20 protein-coding genes are annotated in these 20,879 nt (G+C 41.7%); 6 read left to right on the top strand and 14 right to left on the bottom strand.

What is annotated here, in order from left to right:
- Nucleotides 1-434 precede the first annotated feature (434 nt).
- From E2R65_RS00335 to E2R65_RS00320, 4 genes are all read left to right on the top strand, one after another.
- Nucleotides 435-623 (top strand): winged helix-turn-helix domain-containing protein, encoded by a 189-nt coding sequence (locus E2R65_RS00335; protein WP_134334486.1) that lies wholly within the window; start codon nucleotides 435-437, stop codon nucleotides 621-623.
- A gap of 158 nt (nucleotides 624-781) precedes the next feature.
- Complete coding sequence (locus tag E2R65_RS00330) at nucleotides 782-1,195, top strand: cytochrome c maturation protein CcmE domain-containing protein (RefSeq protein WP_134334485.1); 414 nt, start codon at nucleotides 782-784, stop codon at nucleotides 1,193-1,195.
- A 12-nt stretch (nucleotides 1,196-1,207) separates the two neighbouring features.
- Nucleotides 1,208-3,697, top strand: coding sequence for a cytochrome c biogenesis protein CcsA (ccsA, locus tag E2R65_RS00325; RefSeq protein ID WP_134334484.1), 2,490 nt, complete (start codon nucleotides 1,208-1,210; stop codon nucleotides 3,695-3,697).
- Between the two features lie 64 nt (nucleotides 3,698-3,761).
- Nucleotides 3,762-4,490: a phytanoyl-CoA dioxygenase family protein gene (locus tag E2R65_RS00320; RefSeq protein ID WP_134334483.1), complete on the top strand. Its 729-nt coding sequence runs from the start codon at nucleotides 3,762-3,764 to the stop codon at nucleotides 4,488-4,490.
- On the opposite strand, the gene E2R65_RS00315 is transcribed toward E2R65_RS00320, so the two are convergent.
- From E2R65_RS00315 to E2R65_RS00285, 7 genes are all read right to left on the bottom strand, one after another.
- Nucleotides 4,480-5,535, bottom strand: a complete 1,056-nt coding sequence (locus E2R65_RS00315; protein WP_134334482.1) for a proline iminopeptidase-family hydrolase — start codon at nucleotides 5,533-5,535, stop codon at nucleotides 4,480-4,482. The genes E2R65_RS00320 and E2R65_RS00315 overlap by 11 nt on opposite strands.
- 132 nt (nucleotides 5,536-5,667) lie before the next feature.
- Nucleotides 5,668-5,961: a YXWGXW repeat-containing protein gene (locus tag E2R65_RS00310; protein ID WP_134334481.1), complete on the bottom strand. Its 294-nt coding sequence runs from the start codon at nucleotides 5,959-5,961 to the stop codon at nucleotides 5,668-5,670.
- 104 nt (nucleotides 5,962-6,065) lie between these two features.
- A complete protein-coding gene (locus tag E2R65_RS00305; RefSeq protein WP_134334480.1) occupies nucleotides 6,066-6,965 on the bottom strand; it encodes a 3-hydroxybutyryl-CoA dehydrogenase in 900 nt (299 codons plus the stop codon).
- 45 nt (nucleotides 6,966-7,010) lie between these two features.
- Complete coding sequence (bioD, locus tag E2R65_RS00300) at nucleotides 7,011-7,622, bottom strand: dethiobiotin synthase (protein WP_134334479.1); 612 nt, start codon at nucleotides 7,620-7,622, stop codon at nucleotides 7,011-7,013.
- Nucleotides 7,615-8,721: an aminotransferase class I/II-fold pyridoxal phosphate-dependent enzyme gene (locus E2R65_RS00295; protein WP_229704584.1), complete on the bottom strand. Its 1,107-nt coding sequence runs from the start codon at nucleotides 8,719-8,721 to the stop codon at nucleotides 7,615-7,617. The genes bioD and E2R65_RS00295 overlap by 8 nt, the downstream gene beginning before the upstream one ends.
- 97 nt (nucleotides 8,722-8,818) lie before the next feature.
- Entirely contained in the window at nucleotides 8,819-9,169 is a 351-nt protein-coding gene (locus tag E2R65_RS00290) for a periplasmic heavy metal sensor (RefSeq protein ID WP_134334477.1), read from the bottom strand.
- Between the two features lie 73 nt (nucleotides 9,170-9,242).
- Nucleotides 9,243-10,019: an XRE family transcriptional regulator gene (locus E2R65_RS00285; protein WP_134334476.1), complete on the bottom strand. Its 777-nt coding sequence runs from the start codon at nucleotides 10,017-10,019 to the stop codon at nucleotides 9,243-9,245.
- A gap of 85 nt (nucleotides 10,020-10,104) precedes the next feature.
- On the opposite strand from E2R65_RS00285, the gene E2R65_RS00280 reads away from it, so the two are divergent.
- Nucleotides 10,105-10,467, top strand: coding sequence for a GIY-YIG nuclease family protein (locus E2R65_RS00280; RefSeq protein ID WP_134334475.1), 363 nt, complete (start codon nucleotides 10,105-10,107; stop codon nucleotides 10,465-10,467).
- On the opposite strand, the gene msrB is transcribed toward E2R65_RS00280, so the two are convergent.
- The 5 genes from msrB to E2R65_RS00255 all read right to left on the bottom strand — a co-directional run bounded on the left by msrB (nucleotide 10,457) and on the right by E2R65_RS00255 (nucleotide 18,474).
- The gene (gene msrB, locus E2R65_RS00275; protein ID WP_229704583.1) at nucleotides 10,457-10,948 is read right to left on the bottom strand and encodes a peptide-methionine (R)-S-oxide reductase MsrB; all 492 of its coding nucleotides are present in this window, start codon (nucleotides 10,946-10,948) and stop codon (nucleotides 10,457-10,459) included. The two genes, E2R65_RS00280 and msrB, sit on opposite strands and share 11 nt — an antisense overlap.
- A 66-nt stretch (nucleotides 10,949-11,014) precedes the next feature.
- Nucleotides 11,015-12,160 carry a thioredoxin-like domain-containing protein gene (locus E2R65_RS00270; protein ID WP_134334474.1) on the bottom strand — a complete coding sequence of 382 codons (1,146 nt, stop codon included), beginning with the start codon at nucleotides 12,158-12,160 and terminating at the stop codon, nucleotides 11,015-11,017.
- A 64-nt stretch (nucleotides 12,161-12,224) separates the two neighbouring features.
- A complete protein-coding gene (locus E2R65_RS00265) occupies nucleotides 12,225-15,434 on the bottom strand; it encodes a DPP IV N-terminal domain-containing protein (protein WP_134334473.1) in 3,210 nt (1,069 codons plus the stop codon).
- A gap of 69 nt (nucleotides 15,435-15,503) precedes the next feature.
- Nucleotides 15,504-17,831 carry a penicillin-binding protein 1A gene (locus tag E2R65_RS00260; protein WP_134334472.1) on the bottom strand — a complete coding sequence of 776 codons (2,328 nt, stop codon included), beginning with the start codon at nucleotides 17,829-17,831 and terminating at the stop codon, nucleotides 15,504-15,506.
- Between the two features lie 151 nt (nucleotides 17,832-17,982).
- Nucleotides 17,983-18,474 carry a hypothetical protein gene (locus E2R65_RS00255; protein ID WP_134334471.1) on the bottom strand — a complete coding sequence of 164 codons (492 nt, stop codon included), beginning with the start codon at nucleotides 18,472-18,474 and terminating at the stop codon, nucleotides 17,983-17,985.
- Between the two features lie 28 nt (nucleotides 18,475-18,502).
- Here E2R65_RS00255 and E2R65_RS00250 point away from each other — a divergent pair, with 28 nt between their 5' ends.
- Nucleotides 18,503-19,588, top strand: a complete 1,086-nt coding sequence (locus tag E2R65_RS00250; protein WP_183500311.1) for an L-dopachrome tautomerase-related protein — start codon at nucleotides 18,503-18,505, stop codon at nucleotides 19,586-19,588.
- Here E2R65_RS00250 and E2R65_RS00245 read toward each other — a convergent pair.
- Both E2R65_RS00245 and E2R65_RS00240 read right to left on the bottom strand, forming a co-directional pair.
- The gene (locus tag E2R65_RS00245; protein ID WP_134334470.1) at nucleotides 19,572-19,979 is read right to left on the bottom strand and encodes a VOC family protein; all 408 of its coding nucleotides are present in this window, start codon (nucleotides 19,977-19,979) and stop codon (nucleotides 19,572-19,574) included. The two genes, E2R65_RS00250 and E2R65_RS00245, sit on opposite strands and share 17 nt — an antisense overlap.
- Nucleotides 19,979-20,812 carry an MOSC domain-containing protein gene (locus tag E2R65_RS00240; protein ID WP_134334469.1) on the bottom strand — a complete coding sequence of 278 codons (834 nt, stop codon included), beginning with the start codon at nucleotides 20,810-20,812 and terminating at the stop codon, nucleotides 19,979-19,981. Before E2R65_RS00240 ends, E2R65_RS00245 begins: the two co-directional genes overlap by 1 nt.
- Nucleotides 20,813-20,879: the final 67 nt, after the last annotated feature.

Raw genomic sequence — 20,879 nt, 5'->3', positions numbered from 1 at the left:
AGATCCTCGTGATTACTTGCGGGCACATTACCTTTAGCTTAAGTAAGTAAACCAGCATGAAACTAAACTTAAGATTGTATTTCTACTCGCAGCCATGGCGTTAGCCGGCATTATTGTATTCCGGGTGTACTGGATTTTCAACGCTTACAAGCTAAAAAAAAACAATTTGACGGAAATGTTGACCTTGTAATGCAGCGTGCGTTAGATAGCTGTAAACGCGATTATTTCGACTCGTTAAGAGTATTATTAACAAAGCGGTTATCCGCACCGGGGGGTAAGTATCAGGTTAGATACCATTGATAGTTGGGATACTGAACACAGGGTTGTAAATATTATTTAAAAACTGACGGGCAGGGAATTGATAAGCCATATAATACAACCCTGCCTGTGCCCGGTTTTTATCGTGATCAAATTGGGTACCCTGTGTTATAAAAATGCTTTGTAAAAACCATCACGAAGTTGTACCCCGTAAAACTTTACTGGTTAATATCTGGTGCGACGAAAGCTTTTTTAATGCACGCAGCCCAGACGTATTCATGACCAAATTAAGGCGGCATTTGCAAGCCGATCCTACTATTCAGATCATTAACGTAAGGGGCATTAGTTACAAACTGGTATGGTAGTTTAGTGTGTTATTTTTTAAGATTTACAAAGCGGCCAGCATTATGCATCCTCTAAGTTATTATTGATAATAATTCTAAATAACATATATCCCTTGTAATAAACGTATTTAGCTTTGCGTTTTGTATTTTTGTAAACTGTTTACAGCTAAACTCAAAAAATGAAGAAAAGCGCCATCATAGGTATTGTTGTTATTGCAGTTGCTATTGCGGTAATTATTAGTACCTATTCAAATACAAGTACTTATGGCTCATTTAATGACGCCAAAACCACCAAAAGCGAACTGCATGTAGTGGGCCATTTAAACAAAAGTAAAGAGTTGTTTTACGATGCCACCAAGGATGCCAACTATTTTTCGTTTTACATGAAGGATAATAAGGGCGAAGAATGCAAGGTTGTTTTTACCGGTACCAAACCGCAGGACTTTGAGCGCTCGGAGCAAATTGTACTTACCGGCCAGATGAAGGGCAATGAATTTCATGCATCAAAAATTTTGATGAAATGCCCGTCTAAATACACCGATGATAAACTGAATGTTACTGAGGCGAAAGCGCAAAAGAGCGCCAATTTATAATTAGATTTTTTAATGGATAAAGTTTTTAAAGGCGAACACCTTTTACCGGGTGATTTGGGCCAGTTTTTTGTCGTACTTGCATTTGGCTCCGCTCTCTTTTCATTCATCTGTTACTTTTTTGCTACGCAGGAAACCGCCCCCAAAAGCGATAATTCCTGGCTTAAACTGGGCCGTTTGGGTTACCGGTTAAATACTGTGGCCATCATCGGGATGGGCGTTTGCCTGTTTAATATCCTGTATAATCATTATTTTGAATATCATTACGCCTGGTCGTACACCTCGCGCGAGCTGCCGGTTTATTACCTGATCTCGGGCTTTTGGAACGGGCAGGAGGGCGGCTTTTTGCTTTGGATCTTCTGGACAGCCGTTTTAGGCAACATCCTGATCTGGAAAGCCAAAACCTGGGAAAAACCGGTAATGACTGTTATGGCTTTAACCCAGGTAGTATTGGGCACTATGCTGCTTGGCCTGCAAATAGGCAGTATGCATATAGGCAGTTCGCCGTTTTTGTTACTGCGCAATGCTATCGAAGGGCCAATTTTTCAAAACCCCAATTACCTTGATTTTATAAAAGATGGCAAGGGCATGAACCCCTCGCTGCAAAATTACTGGATGATCATCCATCCGCCGGTGTTGTTTTTAGGTACGGCATCGCTGGTTGTACCTTTTGCATATGCAGTTGCCGGGCTATGGCAAAGGCGGTATAAAGAGTGGGTAAGCGCTGCCATACCTTATGCATTGTTTGGATGCATGATATTAGGTACCGGGGTAGTAATGGGGTCTTTTTGGGCCTATGAATCGTTGAATTTTGGTGGTTTTTGGGCGTGGGATCCTGTAGAAAATGCGTCTATTTTTCCCTGGCTGATATTGGTTGCGGCAGTGCACGTGCTTATCGTTTTTAAGAATACCGGCCACTCTTATTTTACAGCAACCTTTTTAACACTTATTGCTTTTGTGCTGGTTTGGTATTCCTCTTTCCTTGCAAGAAGCGGTGTATTGGGCGAATCATCTGTACATGCCTTTACCGATTTGGGGCTGTTTTGGCAACTGGTAATTGGTGTAATGATATTTTTAGCGATAACCATATACCTGCTGGTTAGCCGGTGGAAAGAACTGCCGATAACCAAAAAGGATGAAGAAACCTATTCGCGCGAATTTTGGATGTTTGTAGGTTCGGTATTCCTGGGGCTTTCTTGCTTTCACCTGATCATCGTAACCTCCGTACCGGTGTGGAACCTGATGTTTGGCACCAAGCTTGCCCCGCCTACAGATCCGGTTAAGCATTATAATGTGATACAGGCATCGTTTGCGGTGGTTATTGCCTTATTAAGCGGCTTTACCCAATTCCTGAAATATAAAAAAACCGATACTGCCCGTTTCTTTATCACCACGCTTATTTACCTGGTATTTGCCGCACTGATCACCGGGCTGATCGTTTACGCTACCGGCTTTTATAAGCTGCATTTTGTATTCATCATTGTGATGCTGTGCTCTATCTACACTATTGTAGGTAACGGAAAGATCCTGGCCGATTCTCTTAAAGGCAAATACAAACTGGCCGGATCTGCGGTAGCGCACATTGGCTTTGGCTTGTTATTGGTTGGTGCCTTATTATCTGCAGGTACGCAAAAGGTAATATCAGAAAACTTAACCGGCGAGCAATACAGCACCGAGTTTGCTAAAGAAGAAAATCCTAAAGAAAATATTTTGCTTTACCGTAACGAGCCTGTTAAAATGGGTGGATACATGGTTACCTTTAAGGGGAATACTGTAGAAGGCGCACAGCACTTGTTCAATATCGATTATCAGCGGGTAAAGGATGGAAAAGTGACCGAAACCTTCCGGCTGAGGCCCAATGTGATCCAGTCGCAGGGGGGGATGTCGTCATCACCGGATACCAGGCACTACCTGTTCCATGACCTGTACACCCACATCACCATGACTAACGTGATCAGTACTGCCCCGCAAGAGCAGGAAGCATCACATGCAGAAGCTGAGGATAAAGAATATGATGCCCCCGTAGCCCATGAAATTGCTATTGGTGATACCATGACCTACCGCGAAGGTATTATTGTACTAAAAGGTTTAAACAAGAATGCAACGCTGCATAATATACCCCTTACTGATAAAGATATAGCCGTAGGCGCACAGCTGGAAGTGATTAGCCATGGTAAAACCTACCAAACCGAACCCGTTTACATGATAAAGGGCCGTGCGGTATTTGATTTTGGCAAAAAACTGGAAGAACCCGGATTAAAACTGCGTTTTACCAAAATTATCCCCGGTAAAACCCCTGCAGACGGTAAGGTAGAAATAATGGTTTACCAGCAGCCCGAAAGCAAGAAAAAGTTCATTGTGATGAAGGCCATTGAGTTCCCTTATATCAATTTCTTGTGGGCCGGTACCATTATCATGATTCTTGGCTTCTTTATGTCGATACTGAGAAGAAACAAAGAGGTTGAGGTAGCGACTGCAAAAGTTAAAATACAACAGAAAAGGTAAATGGTATTGATATAATTAAAAAAGAGCATAGCGCATTAACTCTACGCTCTTTGACTTTAAAAGCATGATAAATAATGTAAACAATAAAGCCAGGCTTTATAAGGATGGTTATGGCATTATTAATGAAGTTTACACTAAAGAAGAGATCGATGCTATACTGATTGAAATAGCTAAAGCCGACACTTCTAATGCTACTTTTCGCAAAACAGATAACCTATTTGCCATCAGGCAATTCCTTAAAGAGATCCCTGCAGTAAAGCAGATATTGTTTAATGATAAGTTAAAAGGTATCATTAATGAATTGTTTGGTGACAGATACTTTACGGTAAAATCTATTTATTTTGATAAGCCTCAAAAATCGAATTGGTTTGTAGCATGGCATCAGGATCTCACCATATCTGTAGATAAGAAAACTGACACACCCGGTTACGGCCCCTGGACGGTTAAACAGAATCAATTCACTGTACAACCGCCGATAAATATTTTAGAGAATAACTTTACTATTTGTATTCATCTTGACGATACAGGTGAAGGCAATGGTGCTTTAAAAGTTATATCCGGGTCACATCTAAAAGGAATTTATCGCCCCGAAACCATTGATTGGCAAAAAGAAACCGAACATACCTGTAATGTTAATGCAGGAGGCATTATGTTTATGAGGCCTTTATTGCTACATGCTTCTAACCGCACTACCAATAATAAAACGCGCAAGGTTATCCATATTGAATTTAGTAATACTGAATTGCCGAAAGGGTTGAAATGGGCCGAAAAACAGATGGTATTTACAATTTAACCTTCTTATTACCGGCATCTACACCTTTTATGAATTTTGTAAGCCCGGCCATATAGACTTCCTGATCATCGTACATGCTCATATGGCTGCCTTTAGGGCAATATAATGATGTACCGTTTTGTACCCTGGTTGCTATCCATTGCATGTGTTTGGGATCCATCGTGTCGTATTCGCCGCCAATGCTTAGTACAGGTACAGATAACTTAGGCAGATCTTGCGTACGATCCCACTTTAGCAATTTACCTGCAATACCAAATTCGCTTGGCCCCTGCATTGTTACATATAGCGACTGGTTCATTTTACCGAAAGAGCGGTTTAAAGGCTCGGGCCATTGATCAAGCGGGATACGGCAGATGTGCTTTACATAAAAATTCGGCATCAGCAGGCCCATATATTCCGGGTTGGCAAAATCACCTTTAGCCTCTATGGCACGGATACGCGCCAATACTTTAGGGTCAAACTGCCTGGCCAATACCTCTACGGCATATTTACCGTACGCGGGGCAGCTCATCATCATGTTAGAAATAATCAAGCCTTTTAAATGATCCTGGTATTTAAAGGCATATTCAGCAGCCAGTATCCCGCCCCAGGAATGGCCAAGCAGGTAAAAGTTATCCTTATCCAACTTTAAAGCCTGCCTAACCTGCTCTACTTCTTCCACATAGCGCGGCAGGCTCCACATAGATGTATCTTTAGGATTGTCAGAGTTACCGCAGCCCAGTTGGTCATAATAAATTATTTCGATGCCTTCCTTAGGTAAAAAACTTTCCATACACTCAAAATATTCGTGCGTAGCACCCGGGCCGCCGTTCAGCAGCAAAAGTTTCATTTTAGGGTTGTTACCAATCTTTTTTGTCCATACGTTAAACTTTCCTTTTGGTGTGCTGATCTGCACCATCTGGATTCCGCCGGTTTTAACTCCCGTTGTAGTATCTGTTAAGTATGCCGAAAGGCCGGTAGTTGTATTAGTAGCCGGTTTATCTGCCTGTTTGCAGGCGAATAACAGGTTTGAAAGAGTAAGAATGCAGAAGATCAATTTCTTCATGATGAAGGGGTTATTTAGATACCGAAAGATAGGGATAAATTTCAAACAGTTTATGCTGGTGCGCGTTCAATAAAAAGTCCTTATCAGATCAGCTGATAAGGACTTTTTATTTTTTCTATAAGTTTAAACTTCTTATCTCCAGTGCCCTTTTCTCCAGGCGTATCCCCTTGAGCCGCGATACCAGTTGCCATGTACATAAACGCGGTTTGCGCGGGCCCGGGTGTAATAGCCGTTTCTGTAAACGTAACGGTTGCCGCGGTAAACCCATTCGCCGGGTACCCAATAAGCATTGGCATAAGGCGCAATTGGCCGTGTGTAAACAGGCTCAACGGGTTGTTCTACTACATAACCTTCGCTTGCACAGGATGCCAGGAAAAGGGAGCCAGCTAAAGCAGTCAATATTCCAAATTTTGATAGTGTTTTCATCTGTAATTTGTTTTATAAGTGATATGACAGATGGAAATTACAAAGGTTTAACCCTGCTTTAACAAAACAAGTTCCCATGTATTACAGGCAAAAAAAGGTTTCCATTAAGCAACCGACGGATTAAATTTATCAGCTACAACCAAATCTTTACTGCCAGCGGTGTATTTATAAAAACCGTTTGCGTTTTTAACACCCAGGTGCCCTGCAGTTACCATATTTATTAATAGCGGGCAAGGGGCATATTTAGGGTTCCCGAAACCATTATGCAATACTTTTAGTATGGCCAGGCAAACATCCAGTCCAATAAAATCAGCCAGTTGCAGGGGCCCCATTGGGTGGGCCATACCCAGTTTCATCACCGTATCAATTTCGTTTACGCCGGCTACACCTTCAAAAAGCGTATATATAGCTTCGTTTATCATAGGCATTAATATACGGTTAGCTACAAAGCCGGGGTAATCGTTCACCTCAACCGGATCTTTACCCAACTGGCGCGATAGCTGCATGATGGTGTCAGTTACGGCATTCGTGGTGGCATAACCACGTATTACCTCCACCAGTTTCATAATGGGCACCGGGTTCATAAAGTGCATACCTATTACGTTGGCCGGATTGGCTGTTACAGATGCGATCTCTGTAATGGATATAGATGAGGTGTTGGATGCCAGTATTACCCCCGGCTTGCAAACCTCACTCAGTTGTTTAAAAATTTTTAATTTCAGGTCTCGGTTTTCGGTAGCCGCTTCTACAACCAGGTCGGCATTGGCTGCACCTTCAGCAATATTGGTATAAGTATTTATGTTATGCAGTGTAGCCTTTTTAGCAGCTTCATCAATAGCGCCTTTTTTTATTTGGCGGTCCAGATTAGTATTAATTGTTTGCAGGGCTTTTTGCAGGGCGGCATCGCTGATATCTACAAGCGATACATTAAAACCATTTTGTGCAAAAGTATGGGCAATGCCATTACCCATCGTACCGGATCCTATAACGGTGATATTTTTCATAGTATAATTGGTTATATTACTGTTGGAGTTGGAATCTGCTGCAAATTAAAGGGAAATATAGGTCCCTGCGTTAGCAATTGTTTTTTTATACATGGTTGGCAACTTTGGTATGCGGCCTAAATGTTTAATTTGAGCGTAATTGACGATATAATCTTCGCTTGATGCATTCTCGTCACCATTAAATATAATACCTTTAATAGCAATTTTACGTTGCTTTAATGCTTCTATTGAGAGTAAGGTGTGGTTAATGCTGCCCAGGTAGTTTTGCGAAACCAGTATCACTTCGGCACCCAGTTGCTCAATCAAGTCGATAACCAGGAAATGATCGTTCAACGGAACCATTAAGCCACCTGCACCCTCTATTAGTAAACGGTTGTTTGTTTTTGGTGCAACGATTGATTTTTCATCAATTACAACGCCGTCAAGCATCGCGGATTTATGCGGCGAGTAGGGTTGTGTTAACCTGTAAGCTTCAGGATGAAAAACGGAACTTGTATTAGATACCAGTGCCTGCACTTTAATGGTATCAGAGTTTTCCAGGTCGCCGGCTTGTACGGGTTTCCAGTAATCGCACTTTAGTTTTTCTACCAGTATGGCCGCTATCAGTGTTTTGCCAACATCTGTGCCAATGCCGGTTACAAACAGTGGTTTATACATGGGTAAACTTATTTATGGTTGATGTAAGTAAATTGATTTCTTGATGCGTGTTATAGGAATGAAGGCAGATACGGATGCGTTCTGCCCCCTGCGCTACTGTTGGGCTTAATATTGCGCGTATATCCAGCCCGGCATTTTGCAGATGTTGTGCTGCATGTTTAGCCTTTTCGTTGCTATTTAATAACAAGCATTGTATAGCGCTATCGCTTTGCAGTAAACAAGGCGCGCTGTTTTGTTGAATTCCATGTTTAAACAAAGCTATGTTTTGATGCAGTGCGTTTATCTGTGCGGTCGACTTTTGCAATAACTGGTAAGCCATTTTAACACTTGCCAGTTGATGGAATGGCGCCGCAGTAGTATAAATAAACGATCGTGCAAAGTTTATAAGGTACCGGCGTAATAAACTACTGCCTAATACAACGGCCCCGTGGCAGCCTAATGCTTTGCCGAAGGTAACTATCCGGGCAAACAATTGATCTTGCAAGCCCAGGTGCGGTATTAAACCGGCAGGGTACAGGCCAAAGGCATGCGCTTCGTCGGCAATTAAATGTGCGCCGTATTGTTGGGTTAATTTTAATATCGCTGCGATAGGGGGGCTGTCGCCATCCATAGAGTAAACACTTTCTATCACTACATAGCAAATGCCTTTGGCCTGCTTTAGCTTGCCCTCCAGGCTTTCTAAGTTGTTATGTCTGAATGTGTATCGGTTAGCATAGCTTAAGCGCGCACCGTCAATGATCGATGCATGGATCAATTCATCCAGTATAATGGTATCGCCTTTTTGCGGCAACGAAGAAAATAAACCCAGGTTGGCATCATATCCCGAATTAAATAACAATGCTGCTTCACTTTGATGAAATCCGGCTATTTGCTGTTCCAGTTCTTCGATGTAGGTAATATTGCCCGATATCAGCCGCGACCCGGTCGCACCATTTAAACTGAGCGGATAGCTATCTGTTTCTTTTTGAATAGTGCCTCTTAAGATAGGGGAGCGGGCAAAACCGAGGTAATCGTTAGAGCAAAAGTCTACCAGGTTGCTTTGGGTGCGCAGCCGGCGGTAATTGCCTTGAACTTTACGCTCGTCAAGCTTGTTTTGCATGTATTTTTCTGATGGTATTAATTGCTCCCCAAACATCCGGCTAAAATAAAAAAAGCGGCCTATAGCCGCTTCATTTATTTAGTAATAGCATTACTATTTATTGGCCACCGCCGTTTTGCATGCGGGCACGCCTTTCATCCATTTCTTTTTGCCATGCAGCTGCCTGCTCTGGTGTTAAAATTGATTTTACTTTTTCATTAGTTGCCTGCATCATCGGGCGCATCTGGCTCCTCATGTCGCCGCCTGCATTGCGCAGGCTATCCATTGATTTGGCCTGTGCCTGAAAAATTGCAGTAACTTTTGTGGTCTGGTCGTCAGTTAGTTTAAGGCTCTCTTTTAAAGCTTTTGCCCTGTCTTCAGGGCTCATTCTTTGGCGGCCACCGCCTTGTGCAAAACTTACTGCCGAGATCCCTAACAGGAACAGGCAGATCATCATCATCTTTTTCATTTCTTTTGTTTTTTAGTTTAATTGATGTTATGATAAAGATAACGGTGAAAGGTTTAACCTAATGCTATGTAACTTAATTGTTGCCGTTGTTTAAGTTAGCTATCGAGCGCTGCATCTGTGCCATCATACTGGTCAGGCTTTCCATAGTAGGTTCGGGAGTTGGCATAGGCAGATGGGTGGATATGTAAGCTTTAGCCTTCCAAATTTCCAGTACATCCTCAGCGTTTACCTCATAAGGGTCGTAAACAGGGTTATCTGATATCAGTTTAAGGTTGCGGCCTTCCTTATATTTATTGCCGGCGCGTTTATAAACAACGCCATCATTTTTAGAGATGATAACATAGGTTTCGCCAATTTTTACATCGGCCCAGTTCTCCTGGTATTCACCTATTATAATAGTACCCGATTGCAGGGGCAGCATAGAATCGCCTTTAATCTCGAAACCACGGTAAGTGCCCTGCTTAAACATGGGCAGATAAAGTTTCGGCAATTGCCCAACATATTCAGGATCTGCGTAGCCGTTTAAATAACCTGCGCTGGCCTTTAAAGGCACCATTTCAATGTTCTCGTTATCTTCTTTATCAACCGAAATGCTTAGTACCCTGAGGTTTGCCGGATTGCCTTTTGGCTTGGGTGCCCACTTTTCATCTATGGTTTCGTTGATGAAATCATCAATTGAAACGTCAAAAAATATTGCTAATTGTTTTAGTAGATCGTACTTTGGTTCGGCACGTTCTTCTTCGTATGCGCCTACTAATGAACGTTTTATGCCCACCTGGTCAGCAAATTGCTGCTGGGTTAAACCTTTCTTTTTTCTAAGAAACTTAATATTTTGTGAAATATTTGCCATAAATATTTGGAATTGCTAAAATAGTTAGTATTTTTATGCTCATAAAATTAGTAATTATTTTTTAACCAGCAAATTTTTTTATCAAATGAAAAGGTTCGTTTATATTATTACAGACAGAAACAGGAAAAATTTACATGTAGGTATGTGCACAGACTTGCTTAAAACTTTAAAGTTTTATAGCGACATGCCTACTTTGTTTTTTGATAGCGCACAACAATTGAACCGCCTGGTTTACTTTGAAGAGATAAATACCGAGGAGCAGGCTATGGAACGTTTTAAAACCGTTAGTACATTTACACGCCCGCAAAAAGAAAAGATGATACGCCCAGTAAACCCGGATTGGGTTGACCTTACCGCAGGCTTAAACTACGAAAGCGGGGTAAGAGTAAGGCCCGCCATTTATGGCAGGCCTTCTATACAAGCAGCACGCAGGGCGGTTACTTTTTAACAAAAATTAAAGCGCCGGAGTTCATGCAGTATCTTTTGCCGCCCCTGTCTGCAGGGCCGTCATCAAATACGTGGCCCAGGTGCAGGCCTGTGCTTTTTTCAACAACCTCGTCGCGGGTCATACCAAAGCTGTTATCTCTTACAATTTCAACCTTGTTTGGGTCTACTGCTTTTACAAAACTTGGCCAGCCTGTGCCGCTGTCAAACTTATCGTCAGAACTGAACAACACCTCGCCGGTGGCAGCGCTTACATAAACACCTTTTTGGTGATTATTGTAATAAGCGTTTTTATAAGGTGGTTCGGTGCCACGGTTCACCATAATCTCGTATTGGTTGGCCGTAAGTTTTTGTTTCCATTCCGCAGCAGGTTTATCTAACCTTCTTTTCTGTTGTGTGGCTTTTGTTTGCCCGTTGCTGTTATCACAGCCCCAGGCTGCAAATATGCTGATTATCAGTATTGCTAAGATCGATCTTTTCATCATACCTAAATTACGAATACTACAGCGCCATGGATGTCAATATTAAGTCTGATTTATTGGCTTGAGGTATTAATTGATTGATTTTAAAAAGTCATCTAAGTCTTGCCCATAAACATCTTTTTTAATAATCAAGCCTTCCGAATTTACAATAACGTTAGTGGGGACTGCTGTTATGTTCAGGAATTTTGCTATAGGAGAATTGGTTGCTTTAAGGTCACTAACTTGTAACCAATTTAATTTGTCAGTTTCAACGCCTTTTTTCCATGCAGAAAATGTATTGTCTAAGGAAAACTCTATAATCACCATGTCTTTATTTTTTAATGCTGGTAATTTTTGCCTTAGTTCTTTATTCATTTTTTTACAGGGAATGCACCAGCTTGCTCCAAACTCAATCAACGTGTATTTATGTTTTTTGAAAAAAACCGTATCAATAGTTACTTTTTTATAGCTTGTATCAATAGCTAATATAGTTGGCAAGTTTACTTTATCTTCGTTTTTATTAACACTTTGTATGCTTTGTGATGCCTTTAACAGATCCTTGAAATTTTTGCCGTAAAAACTTCTTTTGATTTCATCAGACAATGTGTTATACGTATCAATATAACCATCGTAAGAAAAGTTTGGTGCAGCTGGTATTAAATATGCCGTTAAATAACTATTTGGATTTTCGGACGCGAATTTTTTATAAGCTGCAGCTATATCTTTATCTATTACTTTAATTTCGGTATTGTAAAACAGTATGCTATCGGCGTTTTTACTCTTGTTAAGCAAATTACTATAGTTATTTCTGTTGTTGTAAAGATTGGTTTTTATCTTATCGAATTTCTTTTTAAGATTAAAAAAGTTTGATTGGGTTTTAACTTCCGGCTCATAAACGCCTTTAACAGTATCAATTTTTAATTCAAAATTATATACACTGTTATCTAGTAATATCAGGGAACCTCCATGCTTATGCTCTACCATAGCTATTGAAGGATAAGGCAAGTCATCTGAAAATTTAAAAGAAGTGTTTTTTACTATGGCAGTGTCTACTTTTTTTAAATTTATAAATTGTAAAAAAACTGTATCGCCATTTTTAAAATAGTGTTTGGAGAATTTAAGTGAAGGGGATGAATTAGTGATGTGCCCATTAATTTGAAATTTATATTGGGCGACAGCATCGTATGTTGAAGATATTAAAAAACTTAGTAATAAGTATATAAAAATGCGTTGCATATATCTGTACTATTATATGAAGGCGCAGTACACAATTTACATCAACCCTTAGCTTCTAACTACCTTACCATCCCTGCGCAAAGGCTAAACCAAATACGGGCTTTCTTACATCGGTACGGTTAAAAGGTATGGCATAGTAAGGCTCCAGTATCAAAGCGCCAAACAAGTTTACCCTTAAAGATACGCCTGCGCTTAATGCCGGTACCCGCTGATTGGGGTTGTAAACTGTTTGCATTTGCTGATTGCCGTTCGCGTCAATTGCCGGGTTGCCGTTTGCATCCAGAATGGGTGCTTTGCCAATAGCGTCCGGTCCGCTCTGGAATTTTATCTGGCTGCCTTTATTCCAGGCCAGGCCGGCATCAAAAAACAGGTTAAGGTCTGTAAACAGAAACTTTGATTTGATGGCCGCCAGTTTTTCGGGCCCGGTAAACGGCAGGCGCATTTCAAAATTAGCTACAGCAATACGGCTGCCCGAAAGCTGATCTATCGTAAAGCCATTTTTTGAAATATTGCGCGAATTATAAAAACTTTGTGCTTCATAACCGCGGATCAGGAATGGATAACCAACATACAGCGGGTATAAGCCAACATTAGAGTCGCCAAATCGGCCGTAGCCGTAAAAGCGGCCTGCAAAAGTTACCGGCGCCAAACGAATATATTTACGTACATCTATCGTTGGGGCAAAATAAGTGTATGTACCCAGGTTATACTGTGCATCAAACCGGTAACGGAAACCTTTTAAGGGCGCGGCAATACCAAATACAGCGTTATCGCCAACAAATGCGGTGTTAAATGCAAATACGCCAAATGATCTTAAGTTGTAACCCTGGTTATTAGGGTCGGCAAGGTATTCACTAATGGGTATATGCCGTTTCCTGGAATCAAGCCCTATGAAGTTATTGTTGGCATCGTATCTGTAAATGGTGCTGTACCTGTCTACCCGGTAAGAGTAATAAGAGGCTGATGTACCAAATTCGATTCGGTTGATACGTGATAGCGGGTAGGATGTAAATGCAGCGATCTTATCTTCAAAAGCGCGGATAATATCCAGCCTGTCTTCATAGGCGGGTACGGTTGTCTTATCTGGCTGGGTAAAGATAGTGGCTACGGTGCTGTAACCGCCAAATTGGTAGGGGATGTGCGATACACCTAACCCGAAATTCCAACGGCCCTGCTGATTTATGAAAGTTACCGCCGCTCCAAAATCATATATCTCGCCATTAACCGCGGCTCCGGCATAGATCTGGTTGCGGCCCAGTATATCGCTAAAAATACCCTGAATGCCGCTTGACAGGCCTGTGCCGTATGTGCTAACGCCAATGCCTACGCCGGTGCTGCCTAAAGCATCTAATTTAAATTTGGGTTTGTAGGGGATAGCTTTTATAGAATCTAAAGGGATTTTGCTATAGGCTAAATAGTTATTCAGGTTATTATTGATCAGATCTACCCCAACGGCGCGTAAAGGCGGCAGCATGGCTGCGGTAAAGTTAGTTTTGGCGCCATCTACCGCAACTGGTTTAAATTCTGATGTTTTGGCGTTGTAAATGGCGTACTTTTGGGCGCGGTAGTAGGAGTAAACCACATCATTATTGGCCGATAAGCTTAAGGCCGGCGAATATTCTGTAATACCGCAGATCCCGGTGAACAGATCTGTCATCTGCTCGGTTTTTCCGTTTGCCGGCGTATAGCGGTACAGGTTACGGAAGCCATCTCTGTTAGAGAGAAAATAGATCTGTGTACCATCCGATGAATACTGGGGGTTAAGATTGTTCGCCCCGTCAAATACCTTAATATTAGTGATTTTTCCTGTAGCTAAATCAAGTTCGGCTAAGTTAAAGGTGATATCCTGCGATAAACGGGTATCATATGTTGCCCGGTCACTCGCAAAAATCAGGTGTTTGCCATCTTTAGAAAAATTGGGCTGATAATCAGAATACTTATCATTGGTAAGCTGTGTAACTTTTTTTGATTCGAAGTTATACGCGTATAAGTCGCTTTGCCCTTCGGATAAGCCCTGGAAAGCAACCTGCTTACCATCCGGCGACCAGGTAAGGTTACTAAACTGCTCTGCCTTACCCATAGAAACATCATCAACTACACGGCCATCCGGTACATTTACCACCAGCATGCGGTTACGGCCTTTGCTAAATACACTGAACGCAAATTTTTTACCATCCGGCGACCAGGTGCCTGCCGACTCGATAAAATTAAATTCATCAATATGGGTGTTTGATGTTTTGCTGGTGAGCTCTTTAATAATACGGCCGGTTTGAGCATCTGCCAGGTAAAGATCAATGCTGAAAAGGCTTTTGGACGACAGGAAGGCCAGATATCTGCCATCCGGGCTAACAGATGGTGCAACGGTAAGGTCGCCGCCAATTTTAGCATCTATAATGCGCCTGCCAACGGGTGTTTGCAGGGTATCCTTAAGTAAAGGTTTGTATGTGTTTTCGATAGAGTTTTGCCAAAGGCGCGACAGCGTTTTATCATCATAACCTAAAGTACGCCTGATGCCGTAATCTAAACCAAAGCGCGCTACGTTCTTAAAAAATGGAACAATAATAGTATCCCCATAAGTTGAACCTAAAAACGACCAGAATGCTTCGCCATAACGGTAGGGAAAATACTTGTAGCTTTCTGTTAAGGCTTTTACTGTAGGGATATCCTGGTTAAGATAGGCATCCCGCATCCACATGGCCGTATAGGCATCTTTTTTACCAAGCGAGAGGTATTCGGCCATTCCCTCTATCATCCACAGGGGTAGGTTGCCAATATTTTCAGCATTTCCAGAATCGCGGCCAAGTAAAGTATGGTATTGAAACGCATGCACCAATTCGTGCCCTAAAACGTGGCGGGTGGTTTGGTTGGTTTCCATAACGGGCATTACCACCCGGTTTTTCAAACCTTCGGTAATACCGCCGGTACCAACGCTAATCTCTCCGTCTATAGCGGTGGTTTGCTGAAAATCCGGATGATTAGCATATAGTATAATAGGGTTGGGCTTATTAAACGTATCCCTGAAAACCTGCTGGTGCAGGGTGTACCATAATTCGCTTTCCTGCGCAAAACGTTTAATAAGGCTATCGTTTTTAAGATAGTAGTAGATCTCGAAATGCGGGGTTTTGTAAACCTTAAAATTTAATTTTTTATACCGTACCTTATTTTGCCCAAAATACTGGGCTTTAGCCTGCTGATTAAAAAGCAGGGCAATTATAAGGCCCACTAATATAAAAGGATACTTTATAGATAAGCTGCAAAGGAAACGTTTATTCATACATAGCGGTTTACACAATGTTGCTAATTTATATTAAATACGTTTTACAAGCAAAATTGGTTGCCTTATTTATTTATTGGTTGGCGGGCTTTCGGGTGTAGCTTCGGGTGCAGGTGCTGTTGTTGGGGCAGCGGTTGTATCCATAGGCATTTCCATCAGGCTATCAGTTGATGAGGTATCTTCCCTTATTACAGGTGAAGGGCACATATATTGTTTAGTGATTTTTACCCAGGGTTTTGGGAACGGGCCGTAAGTATAGCCCGAATTCGGGTCGGCATAAACCTTTTCCATAAATGCGCCAAAAATGGGCAGGGCAGTATGCGATCCTTCGCCGGTTGCTGATGTAGTAAAGTGTACACTGCGGTCGTCGGCACCAACCCAAATGCCTGTTACCAGGTCTTTAGTGATCCCCATGTACCAACCGTCCACATAATCTGATGAGGTGCCAGTTTTGCCACCAATCTGGTTGTTTTTCTTCCAAAGGCCCGGGTATTCCCAAAGGGCCTGCGAGGTGCCGCCCGGTTCTTCCATACCACCGCGAAACATATAGAGCATCAGCCACGCGGTTTCTTCGCTCAAAACACGCTCGGCCTTCAGCGCAAATTCTTGTATCACATCACCTTTCTGATCGGTAATTTTTGTTACCAGAAGCGGGTCAACCTTTTCGCCTTTGTTTAAAAAGGTGCTGTATGCGCGTACCATTTCAAATACCGATACATCATTGGAACCTAAGGATACCGATGGTACGGATTTTAGCGGACTTTCGATACCTATCTTGTGCGCATATTCTACGATCTTATCCCAGCCTACATGCTCGGTTACCTGTGCCGTAATAGAATTTACAGACTTGCCCATAGCCCATCGTAAAGACATTTCGCGGTACGAAAAATGGAAATCGGCATTTTTAGGCTCCCATACATCATCCTTGCCATTGTCTTTATACTTTATAGTTACGGGCTTATCGGTAAACTTATCACAGGGGGTAAAGCCATTATCTAAGGCCGTTACATAAGCAAATGGTTTAAAGGTAGACCCTGCCTGGCGTTTGGCCTGGTTTACGTGGTCGTAATTAAAGTACTTATGATCGATGCCGCCTACCCAAACTTTAATTTTACCGGTAGATGGCTCCATCGTCATCATCCCGGTATTCAGTATCCTGGTGTAATATTTTATGGAATCTACGCTGGAGAAGGTTGTATCCTTATCTCCATTCCAGGTAAACACACTCATGCGTTTCTTTTTCTCAAAATAATTATTGATCCCGGTAGTATCACCTTTATACTTTTTGCTTAGTAATTTATAAATAGGCAAACGTTGTTCTGCCTTCAGCAAAAAATCTTTTATCTCTACGCCCTTGCTATCCCGCCAGGGGTTTTTATTACCCCATACATTGTTAAAGCGTTTTTGCAGCATCTTCATCTTCTGTGCAACGGCTTCTTCGGCGTATTGCTGTAGTTTAGAATCAATGGTGGTATAAATCTTTAAACCATCTTCATACAAGTCATAATCGTTTTGTTTGCACCATTTATCCAGCCACTTCTCAACCGCGTGGCGTATATACGAATCACCCGAGCCGGTGTTGTCGATATAACTCAGGTCTAAGCCGATAGGTTTATGGCTCTCTGCCTGATAATCTGCCTGTTTAAGATAACCATATTTTTCCATCTGGCTTAAAACCACGTTACGGCGTTCTAAAGAACGGCCGGGGTTTGTGCGCGGGTTATAAGTAGATGTAGCCTTTAACATCCCCACAAGGGTAGCCGCTTCTGCCGGGGTAACGGCATTGGGCATTTTATTAAAATACCTTAAGGTGGCCGTTTTAATGCCAAAAGTATTGTTACCAAAAGGTACGGTATTTAAATACATGGTAAGAATCTGCTCCTTACTGTACTGATGCTCTATTTTATAGGCGGTTATCCATTCCTTGCATTTAAAAACAACGGTACGCAGCAAAGGTACATGCCTTATTAACCCCTGCGATTTACGCTTACGCGTACTGAAAAGGTTTTTAGCCAACTGCTGCGTAATGGTACTGCCGCCGCGCCTGTCGCCTTTTGCTGTAGAGATCAGGCTGCCAAAAAAACCAATAAAATCTACCCCGTTATGCTTGTAAAAACGGGCATCTTCGGTAGCTACCAGGGCATGAATGATGTTTTGCGATATAGCATTGTATTCAACAGGCGAGCGGTTCTCTTTATAAAAACGGCCTATCAGCTTACCATCAGCTGTATAAACTTCTGATGATAGCGACATAGTGGGCTCTTTAATGTCCTTCATATCCGGCGAATAGCCAAACAGCCAAAGGAAGTTTAATTCGATGGCGCAGAAGAGGATAATAACAAAATATATAAATATGGTAAAGTATCTGAGGTACCGGTTCTTTATTTCTCTGAACATTGAGTAAAGATGTAAAATTAAGCGCCCAAATCATAGCGGGCTGCGGACAAAAGTAAACAACGCAATTTTAACAAGTAAATTTTAAGTTAAATAGGGTTAAGTAAGAAATATTTTCGAGTTAATTCCAACGATACAAATGGAATCTACTAATCTATTCTTGCGAAAAATAATAGAGGTCACCATAATTTCCTTTGCATTTCAAGAAAATTTGTTTAGGAATGTCTTGTGTAAAATCAATTATAGTTGTTACAGAATTATCGCAATCCGAGTTATCAGCATTGGTAAAAAATAATTTCCCGTTAATAAGTTTATCAGGGATATTAGTAACGGAACCGAGATGATAAATACCTATCTGTTTATTTTTAATTGAAAATAATAGAATACCCGAAGTTGCACGATGAGATAACCCCCAGTACCAAACTGAAGTCATTAATTTGTAGGCCTTTCCCTTTGCTGTAGTTACTGTTCCTAAATAATTTAAATGTGTTTCAGTATTACCTTCTTTTGTCCATTTTCCAAAAATGAAAGTATGGTTAGTGATTCCTTTTTTTAAAACAGAAAGCCTTATTTTATTGTCATTGATTTGAGCACCAGAAGAAAGACACAAAATAAGTAAGATGAAATTTAAAATGTATTTTTTCATTGTGTCTCAAAAATAATAATAAGCGAATATGAAAAAAGTCTTAATTACAATACTTTTTACCGAATTAGCACACATTACAATGGCTCAAAAGCTTGTAGAGGTTGCATCATTTGGGCAAAACCAGCCAATCGGCGTTACGGTTGCGCCCAAAACAAACCGTTTGTTTGTTTCTTTCCCGCACACGGAACCCTATTTATATGGGTTGACGGAAGTAGTGAATGGCAGGCGTATGCCATTCCCTGATGCCGACTGGAACAAGATCGATACTACCCAGGCCGGAACCCATTTTGTAAATGTGCAGGACTTGTTTGCCGATTTTCAAGATAATCTGTGGGTGCTGGACTCTGCCCCCGGCGGCGGAGCTGCGGTAATAGGGGATAGCAAAAAGGAAGAAGGGCAATTTAAGCTGTTAAAGATAAGCCTTAATGATAACAAGGTGCAGCGCATTTACACCTTTGATGACCTGCCTAAAAATAAAAGTGCATTAAATGATGTGGTAATTGATAACGGCCGCCAGTTGGCCTACCTGTCGGATCCCGGCCTGCATGCTATTGTAGTGCTGGATCTGCAAACCGGTAAAAGCAGAATAGTACTGCAAGATGATAAATCTACTGTTGTTGAGCCCGGGTTAAAACTATATCTGGATGGTAAGGATGTTGTGGATAATACTGGTAAACCATTCGCATCCAATGTAAATGGTATTGCCTTAACCAGTGATGCCAAATGGTTTTATTTTCGTGCCATTAATCAAACAAAACTTTACCGTATAGCCACCGAATACCTGGCAAATACTACTTTAAATAATGCCGACCTGAGCAGTAAAGTGGAAATGGTTGCCGAAACCGGCATCTGCCACGGAATGATAACCGACAACAAAGGCAACGTTTATCTGAGCAATTCGCCGGAGCATGCCATACAATATGTTACGCCCGACAGAAAAGTGAAGACGCTGGTTAAAAACAGCCGCCTCATCTGGCCCGATTCTTTCGGGATTGGTAATGATGGTTACCTGTATCTGAGCGCTTCACAAATGAACCGATTGCCTAAATACAATAATGGTTTAAACAAAGTGGAGTACCCGTACAGGGTATATAAGGTTAAACTGCCAAAGTAGTTAAGGCAGGGCCTATCAAGTCCCATAGATTACCGTATAAGTCTTTAAAAACAGCTACAGTACCGTATGCTTCTTCTTTAGGCTTTTTTACAAATTCTACATTTTTGTTAAGGAGTTGTTCGTAATCTCTTTCAAAATTATCGGTGTGTAAAAAAAGGAATACCCTGCCGCCGGTTTGGTTACTTATGCAGCATTCCTGTTCGGCATTTGCAGCTTTAGCAAGTAATAAATGGCAGCTTTTTAAACCTTTAGGCGCCACTAAAACCCATCGTTTATTATCGCTTAAAGCCGTATCTTCAATTAGTTCAAAGTCGAGCTTATCGGTATAAAATTTAATCGCTTCATCGTAATCGTGCACCAGCAAAGTAATATGGGCTAAATACCTGTTCATCACATAGCCTCTATCATAAAACGTTCATCGGTATGTTTGGATACTACGTTCAATTCATCGCCTATATTAATTGTACCCGTACCACCCAATATCAGGTTTTGCCCAAACATGATCTTTGCGCCTTTGCGGCGATAACCGGCCAATGTTTTTAGCGGTTCTTTCCCTTTTTGGATGGTTTGTTGGTCTATGGTGGTCATTACGCAGCGGGCGCAAAGCTTTACGCCATACATCTCCAAACCGTTGATGCTGATGCGGTTCATCAGGTCCTCGCTGTACGGTTCGCCGCCTTCAAACACAATATTGGGCCTGAAACGGTTCATCGGTAAAGGCTCTGCCAAACGCATGTTCAGAGCATCCAGCGATGCCTGGCCGATTAGCAACGCGGGGTATCCGTCTGCAAAAGAAGCAAGGTTGCCGGGAGCAGTATAACGCGGGTCGGTTGCGCGGTGGGTTTCATCGGGCATATAAACCAGGCGGGTAGGACTGCTTAGTTTCTCTGTAAACCAGTTGTCAACCGCCTTGCTTACCAGTTGGCCTGCACAGATATCATCCCATATTGTTACATTGATTAGCGCCCGGTTTAAAGGAATAAATGGAATTTGAACAGATGTACCATCCGCAGTGTAGGTAACTTTAAGCGCATTGCTTAATAGATCTATTTTAAATAAAGCCAGTTGGGCATGTTCGCGCTGCGACAGGAAACGGTTGTTTTCGTCTATCAGCATCCAGCGGCGGTCGTGCTGCAAACCTCGGTCGGTTAACAGGGCTGTATTTAATTCAATGCCACCTAAAGATTTTATGGGATAAATAAAAAGCCGGCTAATACAAAGCATAAACAAATGTAAACTATTGACACGTAAATTTTAAAGATGTATAAATTGTTTAAATTACAATTGATTT

Origin of the sequence: Mucilaginibacter phyllosphaerae, from assembly GCF_004378255.1 — a bacterium.
GTDB lineage: Bacteria > Bacteroidota > Bacteroidia > Sphingobacteriales > Sphingobacteriaceae > Mucilaginibacter > Mucilaginibacter phyllosphaerae.
The sequence above is the reverse complement of the archived record's forward strand: the minus strand, read 5'-3'. Positions and strand labels throughout refer to the sequence as shown.